Annotated in this window: 15 protein-coding genes; 12 read left to right on the forward strand and 3 right to left on the reverse strand. The window is 43.7% G+C overall.

Features of this window, described 5'->3' with window-relative positions; all coding sequences use genetic code 11:
• Window positions 1-36: 36 nt before the first annotated feature.
• The gene (locus tag ACY3ZI_RS20065; protein WP_211887675.1) at window positions 37-777 is read left to right on the forward strand and encodes an outer membrane protein; all 741 of its coding nucleotides are present in this window, start codon (window positions 37-39) and stop codon (window positions 775-777) included.
• A gap of 99 nt (window positions 778-876) precedes the next feature.
• Here ACY3ZI_RS20065 and rpmE read toward each other — a convergent pair whose 3' ends face one another.
• The gene (gene rpmE / locus ACY3ZI_RS20070; RefSeq protein WP_036950864.1) at window positions 877-1,092 is read right to left on the reverse strand and encodes a 50S ribosomal protein L31; all 216 of its coding nucleotides are present in this window, start codon (window positions 1,090-1,092) and stop codon (window positions 877-879) included.
• A 225-nt stretch (window positions 1,093-1,317) separates the two neighbouring features.
• On the opposite strand from rpmE, the gene priA reads away from it, so the two are divergent.
• From priA to rraA, 7 genes are all read left to right on the forward strand, one after another.
• Window positions 1,318-3,516 (forward strand): primosomal protein N', encoded by a 2,199-nt coding sequence (priA, locus tag ACY3ZI_RS20075; RefSeq protein WP_487375737.1) that lies wholly within the window; start codon window positions 1,318-1,320, stop codon window positions 3,514-3,516.
• 290 nt (window positions 3,517-3,806) lie between these two features.
• The gene (gene cytR / locus ACY3ZI_RS20080; RefSeq protein ID WP_036950860.1) at window positions 3,807-4,835 is read left to right on the forward strand and encodes a DNA-binding transcriptional regulator CytR; all 1,029 of its coding nucleotides are present in this window, start codon (window positions 3,807-3,809) and stop codon (window positions 4,833-4,835) included.
• Window positions 4,836-4,907: 72 nt separating this feature from the next.
• Window positions 4,908-5,747, forward strand: a complete 840-nt coding sequence (gene ftsN / locus ACY3ZI_RS20085) for a cell division protein FtsN (protein ID WP_211887671.1) — start codon at window positions 4,908-4,910, stop codon at window positions 5,745-5,747.
• Window positions 5,748-5,914: 167 nt separating this feature from the next.
• Entirely contained in the window at window positions 5,915-6,445 is a 531-nt protein-coding gene (hslV, locus tag ACY3ZI_RS20090) for an ATP-dependent protease subunit HslV (protein ID WP_006660514.1), read from the forward strand.
• 11 nt (window positions 6,446-6,456) lie between these two features.
• Window positions 6,457-7,791 (forward strand): ATP-dependent protease ATPase subunit HslU, encoded by a 1,335-nt coding sequence (gene hslU / locus ACY3ZI_RS20095; protein WP_108479178.1) that lies wholly within the window; start codon window positions 6,457-6,459, stop codon window positions 7,789-7,791.
• A gap of 185 nt (window positions 7,792-7,976) precedes the next feature.
• On the forward strand, window positions 7,977-8,894 hold the full coding sequence (locus tag ACY3ZI_RS20100; RefSeq protein WP_036950853.1) for a 1,4-dihydroxy-2-naphthoate polyprenyltransferase: 918 nt from the start codon (window positions 7,977-7,979) through the stop codon (window positions 8,892-8,894).
• A 119-nt stretch (window positions 8,895-9,013) separates the two neighbouring features.
• Window positions 9,014-9,532 carry a ribonuclease E activity regulator RraA gene (gene rraA / locus ACY3ZI_RS20105; RefSeq protein WP_154603274.1) on the forward strand — a complete coding sequence of 173 codons (519 nt, stop codon included), beginning with the start codon at window positions 9,014-9,016 and terminating at the stop codon, window positions 9,530-9,532.
• Window positions 9,533-9,766: 234 nt separating this feature from the next.
• On the opposite strand, the gene zapB is transcribed toward rraA, so the two are convergent.
• Window positions 9,767-10,006, reverse strand: coding sequence for a cell division protein ZapB (gene zapB, locus ACY3ZI_RS20110; RefSeq protein WP_108479177.1), 240 nt, complete (start codon window positions 10,004-10,006; stop codon window positions 9,767-9,769).
• 305 nt (window positions 10,007-10,311) lie between these two features.
• Between zapB and ACY3ZI_RS20115 the strand changes: the two genes are divergently transcribed.
• The 3 genes from ACY3ZI_RS20115 to ACY3ZI_RS20125 all read left to right on the forward strand — a co-directional run bounded on the left by ACY3ZI_RS20115 (window position 10,312) and on the right by ACY3ZI_RS20125 (window position 17,051).
• The gene (locus tag ACY3ZI_RS20115) at window positions 10,312-11,142 is read left to right on the forward strand and encodes an MIP/aquaporin family protein (RefSeq protein WP_272522218.1); all 831 of its coding nucleotides are present in this window, start codon (window positions 10,312-10,314) and stop codon (window positions 11,140-11,142) included.
• Window positions 11,143-11,212: 70 nt separating this feature from the next.
• Window positions 11,213-12,739, forward strand: coding sequence for a glycerol kinase GlpK (glpK, locus tag ACY3ZI_RS20120; protein WP_487375738.1), 1,527 nt, complete (start codon window positions 11,213-11,215; stop codon window positions 12,737-12,739).
• 265 nt (window positions 12,740-13,004) lie between these two features.
• On the forward strand, window positions 13,005-17,051 hold the full coding sequence (locus ACY3ZI_RS20125; protein WP_487375739.1) for a hypothetical protein: 4,047 nt from the start codon (window positions 13,005-13,007) through the stop codon (window positions 17,049-17,051).
• Between the two features lie 54 nt (window positions 17,052-17,105).
• Here the strand turns inward: ACY3ZI_RS20125 and emrD are convergent, their stop codons facing one another.
• Entirely contained in the window at window positions 17,106-18,290 is a 1,185-nt protein-coding gene (gene emrD, locus ACY3ZI_RS20130) for a multidrug efflux MFS transporter EmrD (protein ID WP_036950922.1), read from the reverse strand.
• A gap of 442 nt (window positions 18,291-18,732) precedes the next feature.
• Between emrD and fpr the strand changes: the two genes are divergently transcribed.
• Window positions 18,733-19,479 (forward strand): ferredoxin--NADP(+) reductase, encoded by a 747-nt coding sequence (gene fpr, locus ACY3ZI_RS20135; protein WP_487375740.1) that lies wholly within the window; start codon window positions 18,733-18,735, stop codon window positions 19,477-19,479.
• Window position 19,480 lies beyond the last annotated feature (1 nt).

Here is a 19,480-nt window from a genome sequence, read left to right on the forward strand (position 1 = left end):
AGGTTTCCATCCGAAATCATTCACTGGTGCTTAATTATGAAAAATTTACTTTTGGCTTCAAGTTGCTTGTTGTTTGCTAATTTAGCAATAGCATCCAGTAATAACGGGGTATATATATCCAGTAAAATTGGTGTATCTGTCCTGAATATATATGATTCTAAATTCGAATACAGTAATGAAAAAAAATCTGATTTCAGAACACTAAAATTTAATGATAAAAGTCACCCTGCTTTTGGTAATTTTATCGGTATTGGCTATGATTTTTATGACCAATTTTCAGTGCCTGTACGCACTGAGGTAGAAGTGGGTATGCGAGGAAAAGTTAGCGATACTCATAACCTTAATGCACTTTCTGGTTCAGCCAGTAATTCTGGCTCTTCTGATATGAAAAACGAAGCGACGCTAACGACCGTTATGTTAAATAGCTACTATGATATGAAAAATCAAACCGCATTCACGCCCTATATTTCTTTTGGGCTCGGATTAGCAAGTACACGGTATGAAAATACACAACGGTCAGAATTCGAAATTTTTGGTTTTAAACAAAGTTCAAATCAATCAAAGTCAGATAGAATCAATAAACTAGCATGGAGTTTAGGGCTGGGTAGCCGATATGCTTTCAACGATAACCTCTCATTTGACTTGGGCTATCGATTTACCGAAGCAGGTAAATACAAAATATCCATGGCAAATGCCCTCGATAAAAACGCGACGGAAACATCCACCATCAATCTCGCCAGCCATGACTTTATGTTCGGGATCGCCTACCGTTTTTAATACACCTAATTCAGTAAATTTTAAGCAATAAAAAACCTGTTCAATTGAACAGGTTTTCTTACTGAATACGTTAAATCAACTTCAACGTGACAGGTTTTATTACTTTTTAGCACCTGGGATGCTGAAACGCTGGTTGAAGCGATCAACACGACCACCGGTAGCAACATCACGTTGTTTACCAGTATAGAACGGATGGCAGTTACCACAAACGTCCAGGTTCAGAGAGTGACCAGCTGTTGAGTTGATTTTCATTACGTTGCCGCAAGAACAAGTTGCAGTAACTTCTTCGTATTTAGGGTGAATACCTTTTTTCATGGGAGAACCTCTAATAAGGCCGTGTCGCCATTCCAGCCCTAACGCCGGACACCACACGTCGTGTTGATTAAATTTAGTTTATTGGCAAAACAAAATTAATTGATACCAAAGGCGGCGGATCATACAGAAAATCTGTTTATCACGCAATGAAAATAGCATGATTTTTGTGGTACTCTAACAGAATACCCTCATATTTTTGTACAAAAAACAGACGGAAATCCAGCTATGATCGTCGTTCAGGTGGCGTTACCTGTTCCATTAAATCGCACATTTGATTATCTCTTGGGTGCAAATATGCCAGTCCCCGTCATCGGTGGACGAGTTATGGTGCCTTTTGGCAAACGCCAAGCCCTTGGTGTGGTTGTTAATCTGAGCGATAAAAGCGAATTTCCCGAAGACCAACTCAAAGCCGTGGAGCTGGTGTTAGATTCAAAAACCCTGTTCCCCGACGATCTCTGGCAGCTGCTGTTATGGTCATCTCAATACTACCATTATCCTATTGGCGAAGTGCTATTTCACGCGATGCCAACCCTATTGCGCCAAGGGAAACCCGCTGAATTTACACCGATCTGGCAATGGCAAGTAACTGAAGAAGGCCAAGCGGCGGATCTGAATGAGCTAAAACGATCCCCAAAACAGCAGCAAGCATTAGCGCTCTTACGCCGCCGTCCGGTTTATCGCCATCAAGTTAGTGAGCTTGAAATCAGTGAAAGCGCCCTGCAAGCATTAAAGAAAAAACAGTATGCCGAGTTGCACCCTGTTCAACCAGTTGCGGAAAAATGGCAATCACAGTTTGCCGTCAGCGGAGAACGTTTACGACTCAATAGCGAACAAGCCACTGCTGTAGGCGCAATTCGCGCAGAAGATGATAATTTTTCGCCGTGGTTACTGGCGGGGATCACCGGATCGGGAAAAACCGAAGTCTACCTGAGTGTGTTAGAAAATATTCTGGCTCAAGGTAAACAAGCCTTGGTATTAGTCCCCGAAATTGGCTTAACACCACAAACCATTAATCGCTTCCGTGAACGCTTTAACGTTCCTGTGGATGTGCTGCATTCTGCACTCAATGACAGTGAACGCTTAGCGGTTTGGTTACGGGCAAAGCAAGGTTCTAACGGCATTATCATCGGGACTCGCTCTGCCTTGTTCACGCCATTTGCCCGTCTTGGCATTATTATTATCGATGAAGAGCATGACAGTTCGTATAAACAGCAAGATGGCTGGCGCTACCATGCCCGTGATTTGGCGGTTTTCCGTGCAAAAAAAGAAAATATCCCAATTATCATGGGAACTGCGACGCCATCACTCGAAACACTGAGCAATGTTCAACAGAATAAATATCGTCAATTAAATCTCACTATCCGTGCAGGAAACGCCCGTCCCGCTGAGCAGCATTTGATTGATTTAAAAGGGCAGCCGCTTAAATTTGGACTATCCCATTTACTGATCCAACATATTAAAAATCACCTCGCACAAAATAATCAGGTGATTTTATTTTTAAACCGCCGAGGTTATTCGCCTGCACTTATCTGCCATGAATGCGGTTGGATAGCGGAATGCCAGCGTTGTGATCATTACTATACTTTGCACCAAAATTTTCATCAGTTACGTTGCCATCACTGTGATAGCCAGCGCCCTGTTCCGCGCCAATGCCCGCAATGTGGATCAACGCATTTAGTGCCTGTCGGAATGGGAACCGAGCAGCTAGAAGAAGGAATTTCCGAGCTATTTCCGGATGTGCCTGTCACCCGTATTGACCGTGATACCACCAGCCGCAAAGGGGAACTGGAGCAACATTTGAACACGGTCCATGAAGGCGGCGCGCGAATTTTGATTGGCACACAAATGCTGGCGAAAGGACACCATTTTCCAGATGTGACTCTCGTGGCATTGCTGGATGTTGATGGCGCCTTATTTTCTAGCGATTTTAGAGCCGCCGAACGTTTCGCACAATTATATGTGCAGGTCTCAGGACGAGCAGGACGGGCAGGTAAGCAGGGGGAAGTGTTCTTACAGACTCACCACCCTGAGCACCCGCTTTTGCTCACCTTACTAGAAAGTGGCTATAACGCCTTTTCTGCAGAAGCCCTTGAAGAGCGCCGAGTGGCAATGCTTCCACCGTTTACTAGCCACATTCTTATTCGGTCTGAAGATCATAATAATCAGGATTCAAGGCAGTTTTTACAGAATGTTCGCCAATATATTAGCCAACACCCACAAAGTGACTCACGCTTATGGATTTTAGGTCCTGCACCGTCTATTCAAGCCAAACGAGGCGGACGTTTTCGCTGGCAGCTTTTATTGCAACATCCATCACGCGCCTATCTGCAACAGTTTATGGCGCAATTATTACCTGAGTTACTAAAACAACCGGAAAGCCGCAAGGTAAAATGGAATATTGACGTAGATCCTACGGACGGTTAACAGCACTCATTTACCCGAAATAGGGGTGCTGTAACTAACTGACTCCAATAACTAAACCGTCATTTTTTGCCATAAACGCATGGATTAAGAATTTGGATTAAGTGGTTATCACTATAACTATTTTCAAATTTTGCGAGGCAGCTCTAAAAAATGATGCAAGTCACACTTTTTATGCAAACTAGGTAACAGATATTATTGTGAAACTCTTTAGAATGTCTTTTAATTAACAAAATGACGTGTTCGCGCCATTCAAAAAAAAGCAATCGATTAAATAGACAAAGGAAGGCGTTGTGGAAAGTAAAAAGCACAATAATACGGCGACCATGAAAGATGTCGCGAACGCAGCTGGCGTATCAACAGCCACCGTTTCTCGGACATTGATGAACCCTGAAAAAGTCTCCCTGCAAACACGCCAAAAAGTTGAGCAAGCCGTCTTAGATGTTGGCTATTATCCTCATAACCTTGCCCGCAGCTATAAACGCAATGAATCCAAAACTATTCTCGCGATCGTCCCAGACATTAGCGATCCATTCTTCAGCGATGTGATCTGCGGTATTGAAGAAGTGGCTGCTCACGAAGGTTACTTTGTGCTGATTGGTGACTGTAAACATCAACAGAAACAAGAAAATGCCTTTATCAACCTGATCATTACCAAACAGATTGATGGCATGGTTCTGTTGGGCTCTAACTTACCGTTTGACGTCTCAACCGAAGAACAAAAAAATCTACCGCCAATTGTGATGGCTAACGAATTCGCGCCAGAGTTAAAACTCCCAACGGTGCATATTGATAACCTCACCGCGGCCTTCAATGCTACCCATTACCTGCTAAAACAAGGTCATAAACGTATTGCTTGTATCGCAGGACCTGAAGAGATGCCACATAGCCAATACCGCTTAGAAGGGTATAAAAAAGCCATGTTACGCACCGGAGAAGGGCTAAGAGAGAGCTATATTGTACGTGGGGATTTCTCTCATGAAAGCGGCGCTGAAGCATTAAAAACATTACTTTCTTTACCAGAGCCACCGACTGCCGTTTTCTGCCATACTGATATCATGGCATTCGGTGCCATGTGGCAAGCGAAGAAAATGGGTCTGAACATTCCAGACGATATCTCTTTTGTCGGCTTTGATAACCTTGAGCAAGCCAAATATACATTACCCGCACTGACGACCATCAATCACCCTCGCAGGGAAATTGGTCGCCATGCGATGCTATTATTACTAGAACAGCTACACGGAAATAGTGTCACTGCAGGTTCTCGTCTCCTAGATTCTGATTTAATCGTTAGAGAGAGTACAAAAGCGCCTAAATGCTAGGCAAAATCGTTAAGGTTAAGTAACATATGACCTAAATAACGATTAACAACTGACAACTAGTGAATTAATAGCGTGGCACAAAAAGATTATGTAGCTCGAGGACGGTCGTCCGCTCGTAAAAAAAGCAAAGGCAAATCGAAGAAGGCCCAAGGGCTACCGCTAACCACATTAATTGTGGCGGTCGCTATTGTGGTGTTATTCGTAGGTGGGCTATTTTTTATTACTCATAATAAAAAAGAAGCGCCTCAAACTGCACTCCCCACTCAAGCTGCAAAACCGGGTAGCACGCTGCCACCTAAACCTGAAGAACCTTGGCGCTATAAAAGGGAGCTGGAAGAGCCTTGGCAAGATTACACTTCGCCATCGCAACCTAGCACAAATAGCGGCAATATTCGTCAGTCTGATCTCACTACCGAACAGCGCCAGTTGTTAGAACAAATGGATTCTGATCGTCGTCAACCTGTGACCAACCTGCAAGAAGTGCCATTTAATGGTAAGCCGGTACCGCGCTCACAAGTAGTGATCAATGAACCAGCTAAGCCCGTTGAAGCTCCAACCCAACGCAAACCGTCGATTATTGAGCAAAAACCGGAAACACGTCCAGTTGCGCCAGTTCAGCAAGCTCAGCCTGTCACAAAACCGGAAGTGAAATCTGAGCCTAAACCTGAAACGGCTCCGGTGAATAAAATGCAGAATATGCTCGTTCAATGCGGTTCATTTAAAACAGCAGAGCAGGCTGAGTCAGTACGTGCCACTCTCGCATTTGCGGGTATCGAAAGTCGCGTCACCGCAGGTGGTGGCTGGCATCGCATCGTATTAGGCCCATATTCTAAGTCCACCGCTGAAAGCATGCGTGACCGTGCAGCAGGCGTTGGCGTGAGTGGTTGTATTCTTCGTGCTTCTGGGGGTTGAAAAATCCCCGCCGCCCCCCCATCTACTGTTTTAACGTACTCGTAAGCAGTTATTTTTGAGATCAATCTCTTTCAAGTGATAGTGAATAGACCACTATCACTTGAAATTTATCTATCAAAAAATGAAATCAACTGCATTCTTTTTGTAATACAACCAGGGGCTAACTCATGACAACAATCGTAAGTGTTCGCCGTAATGGCCAAGTTGTAATCGGTGGTGATGGACAGGCGACGATGGGTAATACCGTCATGAAAGGCAATGTCCGCAAAGTTCGCCGTTTATATAACGACAAAGTCATTGCAGGATTTGCCGGTGGCACCGCAGACGCATTCACACTCTTTGAACTGTTCGAGCGCAAACTTGAACTCCATCAAGGACACCTCACTAAAGCGGCGGTGGAATTAGCCAAAGATTGGCGTACCGACCGCATGCTGCGCAAATTAGAAGCACTGCTTGCCGTCGCTGATGAACACACTTCATTAATTATTACGGGTAATGGCGACGTCGTTCAGCCTGAAAATGACCTGATTGCGATTGGCTCTGGTGGTCCATATGCCCAATCAGCAGCACGCGCCCTTCTCGAAAATACAGACTTAAGCGCTCGCGAAATCGCGGAAAAAGCCCTCGCGATAGCGGGAGATATCTGTATTTACACCAACCATAATGTCAACTTTGAAGAAATTTCTTCAAAATCATAAGGATTGCTAGCATGTCCGAAATGACTCCACGCGAAATTGTCAGCGAACTCGACAACCATATTATTGGTCAACATAAAGCTAAACGTTCTGTTGCTATCGCCCTGCGTAACCGCTGGCGCCGTATGCAGTTAAATGAGCATTTACGCCATGAAGTGACTCCAAAAAACATACTGATGATTGGTCCTACCGGGGTAGGTAAAACCGAAATCGCACGCCGTTTAGCCAAACTGGCAAATGCGCCATTCATCAAAGTTGAAGCCACTAAGTTCACGGAAGTGGGCTATGTAGGTAAAGAAGTTGACTCTATCATCCGCGATCTTACCGATTCTGCGGTAAAAATGGTGCGTTTACAGTCTATCGAGAAAAACCGTTATCGTGCCGAAGAAATGGCGGAAGAACGCATTCTTGATGTGTTGATCCCACCAGCAAAAAATAACTGGGGACAAGCAGAGCCTGTTGATGAGCAATCACCAGCACGCCAAGCATTCCGTAAGAAGTTACGTGAAGGTCAATTAGACGATAAAGAAATTGAAATTGAAGTTTCCGCAGCACCAATGGGCGTTGAAATCATGGCTCCTCCAGGCATGGAAGAGATGACCAACCAGCTACAATCTATGTTCCAAAACTTAGCAGGTCAAAAACAGAAGCCTCGTAAGATGAAAATCAAAGAAGCTTTTAAACTGCTGGTGGAAGAAGAAGCGGCAAAACTGGTTAATCCTGAAGAGCTGAAAGAACAAGCCATTGAAGCCGTTGAACAAAACGGTATCGTGTTTATTGATGAGTTTGATAAAATCTGTAAACGCGGCGGTCAAAGTTCAGGTCCAGATGTGTCCCGTGAAGGGGTTCAGCGTGACCTATTACCATTAATCGAAGGCTGCACCATCTCAACCAAACACGGTATGGTGAAAACTGACCACATCCTGTTTATCGCATCTGGGGCATTCCAAGTTTCTAGCCCATCTGATTTGATTCCGGAACTGCAAGGTCGTCTGCCAATTCGTGTTGAACTTCAGGCGCTGACCACTGAAGATTTCGAGCGCATCTTAACTGAGCCTAATGCTTCTTTGACTGAACAGTACAAAGCGTTGATGGCAACAGAAGGTGTTAGCGTTGAATTCACCGCAGATGGTATTCGTAAAATTGCAGAATCTGCATGGCAAGTGAATGAATCAACCGAGAATATCGGTGCGCGTCGTTTACATACTGTGCTAGAACGTCTGATGGAAGATATCTCTTTCGACGCCAGCGAGCGCGACGGACAAAGCATTACAATCGATGCTGAGTATGTCCGCCAGCACTTAGACGAACTGGTAGCAGACGAAGACCTGAGTAGATTTATTTTATAATCTTATTAATTATCAGGTTTTCATGTATCCTTAATGGATGTTAGCTAAAGTGCAGCAATCTTGCTGCACTTTTGACATATAAAATCCAACTTAATAAGAACATTTACTCCCAATAATTCAAACGGTCACTCAGCAGCAAAGCCACGTTACCCATTGAAATATCACGAGTACGGTGAATAAATTACATGAACTCATCTTCAATCAGCCGCAAACAAGCTTGGCTAGAAAGTTTACGACCAAAAACCCTACCATTAGGGGTGATTGCCATCGTCACTGGATCCGCATTGACCTATTTCACGGGTAACTTTAAGTGGCCTGTCGCTCTGCTTTCTATTATCACAGCGGGCTTATTACAAATTTTATCTAACCTCGCCAATGACTATGGCGATGCGATTAAAGGCTCAGACACCGCTGAACGCATCGGACCTCTGCGTGGAATGCAAAAAGGCGTCATCACCAAAGAAGATATGAAAAAAGCGCTGAAGCTGAATATCTTCGCGGCTTGCCTTTCCGGTCTATTGTTGATTATTGTCGCGTGCGAAAAACCAGAAGATGCCATCGGATTCCTTGGCTTAGGGTTAGTGGCTATCGTGGCTGCCATTACGTATACCGTCGGTAAAAAACCTTATGGCTACCTTGGCCTTGGGGATATTTCCGTCCTCATTTTCTTTGGTTGGTTAAGTGTGATTGGTACTTTTTACCTACAAGCGAATAGCTTTAATATCATCACTATCCTACCAGCAACAGCTTGCGGTTTACTGTCTGTAGCTGTTTTAAATATCAATAACATGCGTGATATTGAAAACGACATTAAAGCGGGTAAAAACACGTTGGCAGTGCGTTTAGGTCCACAAGGCGCGCGCATGTACCACGCCATTATCATCATCGTTTCCATCTTATGTTTGGTATTTTTCAATTTACTCTATTTAACAGGTTGGGCGGGCTGGTTATTCTTATTGGCGGTACCAATGCTGATGAATCATGTGCGCAAAGTGCTTTCTGATCCTACCCCAGAAGGGATGCGCCCAATGTTAGAAAATATGGTGAAAATCGCTTTAGTCACCAACGTTTTATTCTCCCTTGGGGTTATCCTGAGTAAATAGTCTCAATTATTTGCTGTTTTTTTGACTTTTCCCGCTTATTTTCTGGCGGGAATTTTGCCAATCAGTGACTAAAAGGGATATACTGACCTTCCTCTTGCAGCAAAAAAGACCTAAATCCTATGAAATATGATACTTCCGAACTCTGCGACATCTACCAAGAAAGCGTTAATGTAGTAGAACCTTTATTCTCCAACTTTGGTGGACGTACTTCATTTGGCGGTCAAATCATTACAGTAAAATGCTTTGAAGATAATGGCATTCTGTATGATTTGCTGGAAGAAGACGGCCATGGGCGCATCTTGCTGGTGGATGGCGGTGGTTCAGTGCGTAAAGCGCTGATTGACGCTGAACTTGCTCGATTAGCGGTAGACAATGGCTGGGAAGGTATTGTGGTTTACGGTGCCGTCCGTCAAGTGGATGCATTAATGGAGTTAGATCTCGGCATCCAAGCAGTTGCTGCAATCCCTGCGGGTTGCCCTGACGAAGGTATCGGCGAAAGCGATATCCGCGTTAATTTTGGCGGCGTGACATTCTTCTCCGGTGATTATCTGTATGCCGATAACACGGGCATGATTTTATCCGAAGAACCGCTTACCCAAGCAGCCAACGACGATTTCGACGAAGCCATCGACGAATAATTCCCACCAAATTCCACAAAAAAGGCAGATATCACTATCTGCCTTTTTCTTTTCTGCTCTGTTTTCTATTTTCTGTTTTTCACTTCTTTCAGAAAACAAACTTCTAAATACCTCTAAATAATTCGTATTGTAGGTAGGCGGCAAACGAAGGTATTCCTAGGAGCATACACAAGTATGTGACTAGGATAACTGAGTGCAGCCAACACCCCTACAATGCGAAGTATGACGAGGAGATTAGACTTCTTCCATCTTGCCGAGCAGGGTCCGTAAACGCTCCTGCCAAGTCGCCTGCTCTTGCTTCAGCTGTTCATTTTCACGAACCAGTGATTCAGTACCTGATTTGTTGGCTTGTAACTCTTGGCTTAATGCACTGTTTTGTTCTTTCAGTTCATCAATTTCCATTTGCATTAATGCGATGGTGTCGATGGCTTGTTGAACTTTGGATTCTAGTTTCTCAAATACTTCAAATGACATGTTCGGATCTCCCTTTATAAGCGCTTTCCCCCGATTGTAAGTAGCATGATCCTCTGTGTCCAGTGACTTACACTTGATTACAAACATTATTCTCTTAATTGTTTCGACCGTGACTATTCAAATGTTTGAATTCGACCTTAAAAATGATTGTTTGTTTTCGTTTTTTGGTGATTTGACACACAGTTTTCACAAATCGCAATATTCGATTATCTTTTTTCTCGCTAAATTAACAGAATAAATTTTCGCGAAGAAAATTTTACTCGTGCAAAACGCCCCCTATATTGACTATTGCAGGATGAATAATTATGAGCAAAATGACACCTTCAACACTGACAGGTCAGTGCATATCGGAGTTTCTTGGAACTGCTCTGTTGGTTTTTTTTGGTTTAGGATGTGTCGCGGCTGTACGTATTGCGGGTGCCCAGTTAGGTCTTTGGGAAATTAGTGTGATTTGGGGCTTCGGCGTCGCGCTGGCAGTTTACCTAACTGCGGGCATCTCTGGCGCTCACTTAAACCCTGCCGTCACATTAGCATTATGGTTATTCGCGTGTTTCGATAAGCGAAAAGTGATTCCTTACATTATCGCTCAAATGCTAGGGGGCTTTTGTGCTGCTGCCCTAGTTTACTCAATGTATTCCCCTGTCTTTTTCGATTACGAACAAGTTCACCATATTGTTCGTGGCACGCAAGAAAGTCTATTTACTGCGGGTGTATTCTCTACTTACCCTGCACCACAAATCAGCGTACTCCATGCATTCTTTATTGAAGTGGTGATTGCTGCCATTTTAGTCTGCCTAATTTTAGGTTTAACCGATGATGGTAACGGCGTTCCTAAAGGCCCATTAGCACCATTATTAATTGGTATCTTAATTGCGGTTATCGGTGGCTCTTTTGGTCCATTGACTGGATTCGCCTTAAACCCAGCTCGTGACTTTGGTCCGAAAGTCGTGGCTTATTTGGCTGGATGGGGTGATATTGCCCTGACAGGCGGACGTGATATTCCTTATTTCCTTGTCCCATTGACTGCACCGATTGTTGGTGGTCTGCTAGGGGCATTCGGTTACCGTAAACTCATTGGTCGCCATCTGCCTTGCATGACTTGCGAGTCTGATGAAGAAGAGAAAAAATCCTCTTAATACCGTTTCTTATTTCTAAAACTGGGTTTACCTAAAACCAGATTAACCCATTGCTGAACAGGTTTAAATTATGACAACAGAAACCAATATCGTTAAAAAATATATTGTCGCTCTTGATCAAGGCACAACCAGTTCGCGAGCTGTCGTTCTCGACCATGATGCAAATATCGTCAGTATTTCCCAGCGCGAATTCACGCAAATCTACCCAAAACCAGGCTGGGTAGAACATGACCCAATGGAAATTTGGGCAACGCAAAGTTCGACATTAATTGAAGTTCTCGCTAAAGCCGATATTCGTACCGATGAAGTGGCAGGTATCGGTATCACCAACCAACGTGAAACCACGATTGTTTGGGAGAAAGCGACAGGTAAACCCGTCTATAATGCGATTGTTTGGCAATGCCGCCGTACCGCTGACTTTTGTACCCATTTAAAAACGAACGATAAAGAACTTGAAGAGTATATTCGCCAAAATACGGGTTTAGTGGTCGACCCTTACTTCTCAGGAACCAAAGTAAAATGGATCCTCGATAACGTCGAAGGTGCTCGTGAACGCGCAGAAAAAGGTGAATTACTGTTCGGTACTGTCGATACTTGGTTAGTTTGGAAAATGAGTCAAGGTCGCGTCCACGTCACTGACTATACCAACGCTTCTCGTACCATGTTATTCAACATTCGTAATTTAGAATGGGATGACAAAATCCTTAAAGCATTAAATATTCCTCGTAACATGCTGCCAGAAGTCCGCCCTTCCTCTGAAGTTTACGGACAAACCAACATTGGGGGTAAAGGCGGTACGCGTATCCCAATTTCGGGCATTGCGGGTGACCAACAAGCAGCACTGTATGGTCAACTGTGCGTAAAATCCGGTATGGCAAAAAATACCTACGGAACTGGCTGCTTCCTCTTGATGAATACCGGTGATACCGCAGTTCGCTCCAATCATGGTCTATTAACCACGATTGCTTGCGGTCCTAAAGGCGAAGTGAACTATGCCCTTGAAGGTGCGGTGTTTGTGGGCGGCGCCTCTATTCAGTGGCTACGTGATGAACTGAAACTGATTGATGAATCTACGGACTCCGAATATTTCGCCACCAAAGTTAAAGACAGCAATGGTGTGTATGTGGTGCCTGCATTTACCGGTTTAGGCGCCCCTTATTGGGATCCGTATGCGCGCGGCGCTATTTTTGGTTTAACCCGTGGGGCAAACCGCAACCACATTATCCGTGCCACATTGGAATCCATCGCCTATCAAACCCGCGATGTCCTCGATGCGATGCAAGCCGATTCTGGTGAACGCCTAAAAGCCTTACGTGTGGACGGTGGTGCCGTTGCGAACAACTTCCTGATGCAGTTCCAATCAGACATTCTCGGTACCTCTGTAGAACGCCCTGAAGTCCGTGAAAGCACCGCGTTAGGTGCCGCTTACTTAGCGGGTATCGCCGTTGGATTCTGGGAAAGTTTGGATGAACTGCAAAGTAAAGCCAACATTGAACGTGTCTTTAAACCGGGTATTGAAACCACTGAGCGCAATTATAAATACGAAGGCTGGAAAAAAGCGGTCGCTCGTGCTCAAGAGTGGGAAGACCGCGCTTAACTTTTCGATATCACGACATATATCGCTAAACAAAATATATTGCTAAACAAACCGTCAAAGCAGTGCTCCGGCACTGCTTTTTTATTACTCGCGACTACGAATCGCAACATCTCAAGTAATTCGCTAATAAATAAAAACATCACTCATAGATGAATAATAAATTAGAAAGCTCCCACCTGCTTATCTAGAATTCGTCCCTGCAATAACTATGTTTATGAATTATTTTATAAATAATTATTTTTAGATTATTTCAGGAGTGAAGGTTATGGATAACCGGGAAAAATATGCATTGATGCACACCAATCAATCCAGTGCACAACTCACATCCCAAGCACAACAGCATGGATATTTAGAGCTTGGTCTATACAAAAATCGCGGACGAGTTGCAAAAATCCACACAGACAGTTTTTACTTAGGAGGGCTACAAGACGATCCTCAGAAAACACATTCAGGACAAGCCGCTTTTGATATCACAAACTGGTTACTGGATAAGCCTCGTTTACCGGGAGAACAGCGAAAAAACTATCTATTAAGCACTCTAGATGAAGATGATTTTTCAGGGTTTAAATTCCATCCATTGCATAATTTATGGGTTGATAGCTTTAACTCCCCTCATCAATGGCGCGATGGAGAGCCTCGTTCTCAATCGCAATTTGTTGAGTTACTACTTCCAAGCGGCCAATCAGAGCGTCATTATGGCATGCTCATTCTTGCGGGTGATGCTAACGATCTGCAAGTAGAGCTGGCACGACATTGGCTTGAATTGACTGGTGGCGGCTTACTGATTATTGAAAATGATACAACGCTTATCTCGAAGCCAGTTCAATTGCTTCTTGACGAGCTAGAATACATACAAGACTCTCCAGCGTCTGAGCAAGATACAACGATTTTCACTCAATATTCTCAACCAGGGATATCCGTCACTGCCACCCCTGCATCCGATGAAGATAGCTCCGAGCAAAAATACTATATTCTAGATAATTTAACTTACTATTTCAGCGGATTACCTCAACAAATAGAGCCAACCACTTGGGTTTATGAAGGCGTTCTCACCGTGCCTAAATCTGAACGCCTTATCCTCTATGTGGATACGCAATATCATCCCTATAACCTCACACTGGATATTGATCAGTACACTCATCAAATTAATGCTCAAGATGAATGTGGCGAAATCGTGATTAAACATACCCAAAAGGGGCAGCAAGTTCACTTTAAAATCACCACCACGACACAAGATAATGCCCCCAATATCCGCTTAGGTTGGGGCTTTTCAGGGCAAGAATCAGTACAGTTTATTCCTGATGATTTCATTCATCACACTCCCTTGATTACCACAGAAAATACCTCGCTTGAACAACCAGCCCCACATTCTTTATTCAACCCTGATGGCTACCAGCAGGCACTGTCATTACCTTCTACGTCTATAAGCTCGTTCGCACTCACGGAAGCGACGTTACAAAATAGCCACTCTTTTTCAATTCAGATTAATAACTCACGGCTGAACACCGTTTTAAGACTGGATGATATCAGCCTATCATCACACGATTCCTGGGAGGGGCTTGCTGCCGAAATCGAAGACTATATTAATCAGCAACTCGCTGATCTTGAACTCCCACTTATCTCAGCTCACTATAAAAATAACCAGATTGTCATCACCTGTGGCGGCATGATTGTTTCCCAATTTCAGCTAAAAAATCAGCAGTTACACCCTCTTCTTATTGCAGAAAATCCCCATGGTATCGCCAATCAATTTCACGTAGGTGTGCTGTCTGGAAGTTTGCCATTTCATGAGGAAATTGTGTATTTTCAGCTTATTGAAGAGCCATTATTTGGAGAGGTTGTATTAAACGAAATAACCGGAGAATGGCAATATATACCTGATGGTAAACAATCTTTCCGTGGGCATGACCAGTTTGATTTTATTGCCATTATGAAAGATGGCTCTGTTTCTGCCCCTATGTCTATTCAGCTACAATCTGAAGAAGCGCCTTATCTGTCCCTTCCAAGTAAGCGTACTTTTACGTTACCAGATCCGGTTTATCATCAGCCTCAGATGCGCCATCACCCCGTGCCAAGCGATATGCAAATTCACAATATTCAGCTAGCACAAACCCACTTACTTGAGCCCCATACTAAATACTTCAGTTTAACGGCTGACCGACCCGCTTTATTAAAAATTGATATTACCAGTGACTCTGAGGCTACAGCGCCCGATATTGTGGCCATTATTCGAGATAAAGAGGGAATTGAATTAGAGAAAGTGGTTTTAACGGGTCCATCAAACCTTCCCGCCGCTCTCACCCCACCGCCTAATACGCCTAGCTTCGAAGCTAAAGATTGGCACCGTTACAGCTATACCGCGCCGATAAAGGGAAAATGGATTCAACCTGATATGGAGATACAAATTCTCGCGGGGGGTATACCAATAACTCAATATGGCATCCAAAATGTTGAAGCTAAATACGCAATGCCTGGTGAAGGTACACCATTTCCCTTCTATACCGCTGAAGGAAGTTTTTTTCCTAGAATCAAAAAGATAAAGCCCATCACTGCATATGTCGCGCATAAAACGCTTTACCAAGATGGACACGGTACTTACTCTTATTCTCCTCTCAGTTGGGGATTAGAAGCGCTCGCCAAATTACCCATTCACCAGCTAACCTTATATAGCTATCCCCCTATCCCTCAGAAATCGGCTTTATACCCTTGTATCGTTCAAGATGATGCGATTTATACAGATAGAACGACGCTGATTCATCTTTTATATGACGCTCCAAGCAGTATCCAAGAACCATCAATGTCACAAATTGAGAGCTCTTATTTAGAGAGCCAAAAAGCAGCGCGGAGAACAGAGCTGTATAGCGAATTTTTTTATATCGCTATCCTGCCGCTATCTATGGAGGGGGGCACATCAGGTGTGATTGGGTTAGCAACCCATAACTTTGGTGGCGGAATATCAAAACCCAGTATTTTATGGCATGAAATGTTTGGGCATGGTCTTGCACTCGACCATACCACAAAAGCAGGTTACCCATATCCAGCGGAAAGTCATGGTAAGAACATTGCATATGATTCATATCGCCAGCAATACACAACCTTCCGTAAAGACGAGCCAGAATATGAGATTATACCCGCAATGTATCCGAGTGATTGTCCTCATTACAGCGATCAATACGACGCATTCTTAGCGCATTCAGATTACTATATTTACTTGGCTCAACATTTTTTATCTAAAATTAACGAAAGTGAAGTCCCAGGCGAATATGTCTCCGTCTACCAACTTAATGGCATATTTCTTCCTTTACCTAATAGCTCACAGCACCCCTATAGCTACCTCACCGTGACTCAAACTATCGGGCAATTGATCCAACAGGATCATTCTGATTCCCCTCATAGTTTGACGATCACCTATGTCACACCATCCGGTCTACTCACCGAATCCCTAAAAATTTCCTTGAGGGATAACGAACTTAATTTGAACATTCCCAATAAGGGGGAATTAGTCAGCATTGAGATTATCGAATCTAAAGAAAACAACGACACAACGCTCTATCACTATAAAAATCCTGAATCCCTAGCAAATCGCTTATTTATTTATGGTGATGGAAAAACTGTGCCGGAACAATTACAGATAGATAACTATTGGCGTGGTAGCAGACTGTTTTGGTCGGTGAGTGAAGATAGTCGAACATTGTGTGCAAAATGGGTCGAAAAAGGGCGATTAAACCTGCAATACTTTTCATTAGACCCATCGCAGCCCATTGTGGATACTGAAGCAACATTTACTCCGCTCAACCATTTTGATTTATATGAAGAAAATTCATTCGCATCACTCCCTCAGCGGGCTGTACTATCCGATGTTCAGTTACTGTCTGATGTGCAACTTAATCAACAAATTGATATTGGCGAATTTGCATCATCAAACAATATCTACTGGGCAACCATCTGCCTTTATGATGAGCAAGGTGAAATTCAAGAATATGCACCTATAGAGCCTTGGTACCTTTCAGCTCAAGATGGTATTTTGACGGTAAAAGGCACGATAGACAGTACCCCAGATTTAAAGATCGCAGGCATTAAAATATATTCCGATATCCACTTACAAGATGACGTAGCTGCTAATTCTATATTCATTGGACAGAATGCCCAAAATACACTCTCAGAAAATAAGGAATTTCTAAACTACGATCGCCCTGTGGAATTTAACTCGCTCGCTTCACAAATGGCAGGAATGAAAGAGGACACAATTGGCGCACAACAACAGGCCACTCAATGGATTGAAGCAGCGCATTTCATACCATTAGCAGCATAATAAATCAGGGGGCTTATTTGCCCCCTGAACATAAATCTAAAACAACACTCTAAATTAAACCATACGCTCGGTATGACTCATACGACGCGCTAATGGCAGCCAGCACAATACGACTAGCATCGACATCAAGAACATCAACAAACCAAGGCTAAACTGGCCATTTTGTGGCATTAACGCAGACACCCACGTTGCAACACCAGAACCCACGTTCTGTAAACCACCCACTAATGCCCCTGCGGCACCGGCTAAATATGGGAATGGCTCCATCGCACCAGTAGTCGCCAACGGGAATAACATTCCAGCACCAAAGAAGAAAATGGCGGCAGGTACCAACAGTGTCCATGTATTCATGATGCCAAACCAACCTGGTACCCACATCATGATGCCCGCAGCTAAACAAATCAGTACAGACTGCCACATCAAGGTGGAGAAATTCTTACCTTCACGCCCCGCGTACCAAGCACCAAAGAACGCCGCAGGAATAGGCAAAATAAACAGAATACTGACGGTAATACTGCTTAGCCCTAAGACACCACCCATCAATACACCGCTACAAGCTTCAAAAACTGCGATCCCCGCCAGAGCACCAATCAACATCGTCAAATACGAAAGAAACGAACCGTTAGATAATAATTCACGGTATGACGCCACTAAATTATGTTTTTCAGGTGAAATAGGACGAGTCTCCGGCATCCAGCGATACATACTGAACAACACTCCGCCACCCAATAGGAATAAGAAAATATAACAGGCGTGCCAACCAAAAAAGTGCGCCAGTATCCCACCAAACATAGGGGCTAACAGTGGGCTCACTAACACCCCCATATTGAGCAAACTATTGGCGTAACGTAGTGCAGTGCCTTTATACAGGTCACGCGGCATGGTTCTCACCATTACTCCAGCAACCCCTGTACCTAAACCTTGTAAACCACTCGCTACTGTCAATACCGTCAATGTTGGGGCGAAAATAGCGACAATCGTTGAAATTAAGAAGATAGATAACCCGGCTAAAATCACCGGACGGCGACCAATTTGGTCAGATAACGGGCCATACAGTAACTGGGAAAAACCGTAAGAAAACAGATACGCCGCCATAACGCGCTGTACGGCACCCGAAGGTTCACCGAAATACACCGCAATTTCAGCAATAACGGGAACATAAACAGTTTGAGTCATTTGCCCAACCGCAGCGAGGGCAATCAACATTAGCAACAGATTAAAATTTTCAAGCTTTCTCATTTTGCTCTCAGACATTCACAATTCCTGAGCACACAATAGCGCCGCATTATTAAAGTTTAATAACACGAACAGTTGCACTCAGGATTAAATAATAGATTTTTATTCGTTGTTTTGCCCATTACATTGGAATTATATAACTAGCAAACAATTGATGTTGTTCTTGTGTGATAAAGATAACAAAATTTATGAATTTTTCGAGGTAGGACACCATTTTAATTTACTTTGCGTTGGCAGTAATATTCGCCACCTCTGTCAACTTAACTGTACATTAAAATTACCAAACTCCCCATTTACAGAATAATCCACTAAAACACTTTATCGATAAGCATAAACAATGAACTGATCTAGTATGAAATCCTATTAACTTCAGCAATGTATATCTTAAATAATTCACACTGTTGAATACTTTCTCTGAGGCTTTTTCGATAAGAGGGACAAATTTATGGCGAATTGGGTAACAGGTCGGGTGGTTGAGGCCAAATATTGGACAGAAACCTTGTTTAGTTTAGTGGTGGATGCGCCTATTCAACCGTTTATTGCAGGACAATTTGCTAAACTCGCCCTTGAAGTTAATGGGGAACGCGTTGCCCGCGCCTACTCGTATGTGAATGCCCCCAGTGACAACCGCCTTGAATTCTATTTTGTCATTGTTCCCAATGGAAAACTGAGCCCGAAGCTAGCTGAGCTACAAATCGGCGATACACTGCAAATCACCGATGAGGCCTCTGGCTTCTTTGTGCTAGATGAAATCCCAGAATGTAAACATCTTTGGATGCTTTCAACAGGTACGGCTATTGGTCCATTTCTCTCTATTTTACAAGAGAATAAAGGGCTAGAACGCTTTGAAAAAATCGTCTTACTGCATGCCGTGCGTTACCAAAAAGATCTGAGTTACCTGCCGCTCATGCAGCAATTAGAGCAGCAATTCCAAGGAAAACTACGCATTGTCACTGTTGTGAGCCGTGAACACGTCCCCGGCTCACTATATGGACGGGTTCCCGCATTAATTGAAGATCATCAATTGGAAGAGTTTGTTGGGTTGCCGATTGACGCAGATAAATGCCACATCATGCTGTGTGGCAACCCAGAAATGGTGCGAGATACACGGGATAAACTCAAAGAAACCCACGGGTTAGTTAAACATTTACGCCGTAAACCGGGACATATTACTAGCGAACAGTACTGGTAAT

It is taken from the genome of Providencia sp. LY12 (assembly GCF_057621555.1).

What these genes read in the sequence shown, in the direction of transcription:
- emrD (WP_036950922.1), bottom strand. Translation starts at nt 18,290, where the DNA reads ATGAGAAAGCTTGAAAATTTTAATCTGTTGCTAATGTTGATTGCCCTC.
- rpmE (WP_036950864.1), bottom strand. Translation starts at nt 1,092, where the DNA reads ATGAAAAAAGGTATTCACCCTAAATACGAAGAAGTTACTGCAACTTGT.
- hslU (WP_108479178.1), top strand. Translation starts at nt 6,457, where the DNA reads ATGTCCGAAATGACTCCACGCGAAATTGTCAGCGAACTCGACAACCAT.
- fpr (WP_487375740.1), top strand. Translation starts at nt 18,733, where the DNA reads ATGGCGAATTGGGTAACAGGTCGGGTGGTTGAGGCCAAATATTGGACA.
- hslV (WP_006660514.1), top strand. Translation starts at nt 5,915, where the DNA reads ATGACAACAATCGTAAGTGTTCGCCGTAATGGCCAAGTTGTAATCGGT.
- ACY3ZI_RS20065 (WP_211887675.1), top strand. Translation starts at nt 37, where the DNA reads ATGAAAAATTTACTTTTGGCTTCAAGTTGCTTGTTGTTTGCTAATTTA.
- rraA (WP_154603274.1), top strand. Translation starts at nt 9,014, where the DNA reads ATGAAATATGATACTTCCGAACTCTGCGACATCTACCAAGAAAGCGTT.
- ACY3ZI_RS20115 (WP_272522218.1), top strand. Translation starts at nt 10,312, where the DNA reads ATGAGCAAAATGACACCTTCAACACTGACAGGTCAGTGCATATCGGAG.
- zapB (WP_108479177.1), bottom strand. Translation starts at nt 10,006, where the DNA reads ATGTCATTTGAAGTATTTGAGAAACTAGAATCCAAAGTTCAACAAGCC.
- ACY3ZI_RS20125 (WP_487375739.1), top strand. Translation starts at nt 13,005, where the DNA reads ATGGATAACCGGGAAAAATATGCATTGATGCACACCAATCAATCCAGT.
- ACY3ZI_RS20100 (WP_036950853.1), top strand. Translation starts at nt 7,977, where the DNA reads ATGAACTCATCTTCAATCAGCCGCAAACAAGCTTGGCTAGAAAGTTTA.
- priA (WP_487375737.1), top strand. Translation starts at nt 1,318, where the DNA reads ATGATCGTCGTTCAGGTGGCGTTACCTGTTCCATTAAATCGCACATTT.
- glpK (WP_487375738.1), top strand. Translation starts at nt 11,213, where the DNA reads ATGACAACAGAAACCAATATCGTTAAAAAATATATTGTCGCTCTTGAT.